3 protein-coding genes are annotated in these 3,487 nt (G+C 71.9%); 2 read left to right on the top strand and 1 reads right to left on the bottom strand.

Annotated features, from left to right (window positions below):
- Window positions 1-427: helix-turn-helix domain-containing protein (locus tag KBX39_RS26625; protein ID WP_247660625.1), on the bottom strand; the 427-nt coding region annotated here is incomplete at its 3' end.
- Window positions 428-765: 338 nt separating this feature from the next.
- Between KBX39_RS26625 and KBX39_RS26620 the strand changes: the two genes are divergently transcribed.
- Together KBX39_RS26620 and KBX39_RS26615 are read left to right on the top strand one after the other, a co-directional pair.
- Complete coding sequence (locus KBX39_RS26620; RefSeq protein WP_210873085.1) at window positions 766-1,737, top strand: DUF1702 family protein; 972 nt, start codon at window positions 766-768, stop codon at window positions 1,735-1,737.
- Between the two features lie 4 nt (window positions 1,738-1,741).
- A partial coding sequence (locus KBX39_RS26615; protein ID WP_312247492.1) for a VCBS repeat-containing protein occupies window positions 1,742-3,487 on the top strand: 1,746 nt, incomplete at its 3' end.

The raw sequence follows: 3,487 nt of genomic DNA, 5'->3' as shown, positions 1-3,487 counted from the left end.
GGCCGGCGACTATCGCGCGGCTGCGGATCACCGGCAGCAGCGCCGCCACCGACACGCCCGCCAACTGCCGGGCGAGCTGGCGGAACCGCTCCGGGGGCAAACTCACCCAGCGCCGGAACTGGGTGGTGAACGTGCCGACGCTGGAGTACCCGACCTGGGCGCTGATCGCCGTGACGGTGAGCGAGGAACGCAGCAGCAGCCGCCGCGCCTCGGCCATCCGCAGGGCGGCCAGGAAACGTGCCGGTGTCATCGAGGTGGCCTGCTTGAACACGCGATGGAAATAGAAGGGGCTGAACGGGGCAAGGCGCGCCAGCGTTTCCAGCGGCAACGGCCTGCCGAGCTCTCTTTTCATGTGCTCAATCACCCGGACAATGGCGGCCGACCGGCCGTCATGTTCCTTGCAGTCGGCACCTGAAAACTGCCCCATGGCCCCTCCATCGCTACCCGGAAACCGTGACCAATAGTGCTGTGCGGCTCTTGAACGAGTCTTGATTTGCCGCACGCGGGCCGCTCCGGCGCCCTCGGCGGCAGGCGATACGTGCTGGCCGGAGCCGGTGCGGGACCCACTTCCAGGCTTGCGCGCACCCGGCTTCACGCGCCCGCCGAAGCGGTGCCGACGGTCACCTGAGGCAACACAGCAACCTGCGAGAAGACAGTCGCCGAGGCGTTCCGCGAGTATTGGCCAGAGCGGGCACGCCAATCGAAGAACTTCTCTGCAGGCGAGCAGGATCCGCACGCGTACACCCACGGCGAATTGGACTTGCCATGGCCCGAATATTGTTGGCACTGCGACAACGAATCCTGACGCCGGATAAGCGCGAGGCGTTGTTTGACACACGCGGCTTCCATGTCAAGAACGACTCCGCGCGGCAGGCCCTGGAAAGCGCCGGGCAGAGTTTCATCGGCGGTTTCGGTGACGCCGCCGGGGCGCCGGAGCCCCGGGCCGCCGAGGAACTGCTGGAAAGCCGGCCGGCGCCGCTGCGCGGCTTCGCCTACGAGGGCGCCGCGATGGCGTACGCCCTGATGGACGGCCTCCGCCCCGGCGGCGGCCGGGGCATGGCGCGGTTCCTGGCCGGGCGCGGCGACGCGCACGTCTACATGGCCCACGTGGGCGCCGGCTGGGCCATGGCCCGGCTGCCCCGCTGGCGCCGGCCGGCGATCCTCCCGCCCGACCCGCTGCTGCGCTGGCTCGCCCTCGACGGCTACGGCTTCCACCAGGCCTACTTCCACACTGGCCGGTACGTCCACGCACGGCACCGCGACCCGGCGCACATCTGGCCGGCGGAGCTGCGGCACTACGCGCCGCACGCGGTGGACCAGGGCATCGGCCGGGCGCTGTGGTTCGTCGCCGGCGCCGACCCGGCCGAACTGGTCCGGCTGCTCCACCGGTTCCCCGCCGACCGGCACTCCGACCTGTGGAGCGGGGTCGGCCTGGCCGCCAGCTACGCCGGTGGCGCCGATCTGACGGAACTGCGAACGCTGCGCGAGGCGGCCGGCGAGCACCGGGCGGCGCTCGGCCAGGGCGCCGCGTTCGCGGCCAAGGCCCGGATGCGGGCCGGACACGTGCCGACGCACACCGCTGTCGCGGTCGGCGCGTTCTGCGTCACCAGCATCGAGCAGGCCGCCGCGATCACCGATGCCGCCCTGACCGATCTGACCGACTCGGCGTCGCTGCCCGCCTTCGCGGTGTGGCGTCAGCGGATCGCCGACCATCTCGTACTGCTGGGGAGGTGCTGACCGGGTGTCCATGATCCTGGGTTGGGGCCGACGTCATCTCGCCGGGCTGACCGCCCTGCTGCTGATCGTCGGCCTGTTCCTGATCGCCGAGCCGGCCACTGCTACCGACGAGGAACGGCGACGGGTGGCCGCGGGCTACCGGTTCACGCCGCTGTCGATCGCGATCCCGGGTGGTCTGCCGCAGCAGAGCATCCGCCGGGTCAACAAGGAGTACACGCACATCGACGCGTGGATCTCGTCGGTGGGCGCCGGGGTCGCCATGAACGACATCGACGGCGACGGCCTGGCCAACGACCTCTGCGTCACCGACCCGCGGATCGACCGGGTGGTGGTCACGCCGACGCCCGGGGCGCGCCAGGAGCGGTACCAGCCGTTCGTGCTCGACCCGGCGCCGCTGCCGATGGGGCCGCACATGGCGCCGATGGGCTGCGCGCCCGGCGATTTCAACGAGGACGGCCGCACCGACCTGCTGGTCTACTGGTGGGGCCGGACACCGGTGATCTTCCTGGCCCGCCCGGACGCCACCGGTCTGTCCGCGGCGGCGTTCCAGCCGGTCGAGCTGGTCCCCCGGCCCGCCGCCGCCGACGGCGGCTACACCGGGCCGCGGTGGAACACCAACACGGTGAGCGTGGCGGACTTCGACGGCGACGGTCACGAGGACGTGTTCGTCGGCAACTACTTCCCCGACGGCCCGGTGCTCGACCACACGGTCAGCGGCGGCGTGGCGATGAACAGGTCCATGTCGGCCGCGTACAACGGCGGGCGCGACCATGTCCTGCGCTGGACCGGCGCGACCGCCGACAGCGTCACCTTCGCCGACGTGCCGGACCTCTTCGACGACGACGTCTCCCGCGGCTGGGCACTCGCGTCGACCGCCACCGACCTCGACGGCGACCTGCTGCCCGAGCTGTACGTGGCGAACGACTTCGGCCCCGACCGGCTGCTGCACAACCGCTCCACGCCGGGCCGGGTGCGGCTGGCCCTGGTCGAGGGCGAGGGCAGCCGGCTCACCGTGCCCAAGTCGAAGATCCTCGGGCACGACTCCTTCAAGGGCATGGGCGTGGACGTCGGCGACCTGGACGGCGACGGCCTCTACGACATGTACGTCGGCAACATCACCACCTCGTTCGGCATCCAGGAGAGCAACTTCGCCTTCGTCAACCAGGCCCGGGACACCGACGACCTGCGGCAGCGGCTCGCCGACGGGCGGGCGCCGTTCGTCGACCGCAGCGCCCCGCTCAACCTCGCCTGGAGCGGCTGGAGCTGGGACGTCAAGATCGCCGACCTGACCAACAGCGGCCGGCCCGACATCGTGCAGACCAGCGGCTTCGTCAAGGGCGAGGTGAACCGGTGGGCGCAGCTGCAGGAGCTGGCCACCGCCAACGACACGCTGCTGGAGCACACCTCGGCGTGGCCACGGGTCCGGCAGGGCGACGACATCGCCGGCGGGCAGCCGCTGCGCCTGCACGCCCGGATGCCCGGCGGCGCCTACGCCGACATCGCCGGCCAGCTCGGCCTGGCGGTGCCCATCCCGACCCGGGGCATCGCGCTCGGCGACGCCGACGGCGACGGCCGGCTGGACATGGCGGTGGCCCGGCAGTGGGACGCGCCGGTGTTCTACCGCAACGACAGCCCCGGCACCGGATCGCAGCTGTCCCTGAAGCTGAACCGGCCGCCGGCCGGCGACGCCGCCACCGGCTCCCCGGTGATCGGCGCGGACGTCACCGTCCGCACCCCGGACGGCCGTGTG

This window comes from Micromonospora sp. D75, from assembly GCF_018070405.1.
Classification (GTDB): domain Bacteria; phylum Actinomycetota; class Actinomycetes; order Mycobacteriales; family Micromonosporaceae; genus Micromonospora; species Micromonospora chalcea.
This window is presented reverse-complemented; position numbering and strand designations above follow the sequence as displayed.

Bases quoted from the DNA above. Each gene is read 5' to 3' on its own strand.
- KBX39_RS26620 (WP_210873085.1), top strand. From the start codon at position 766: ATGGCCCGAATATTGTTGGCACTGCGACAACGAATCCTGACGCCGGAT.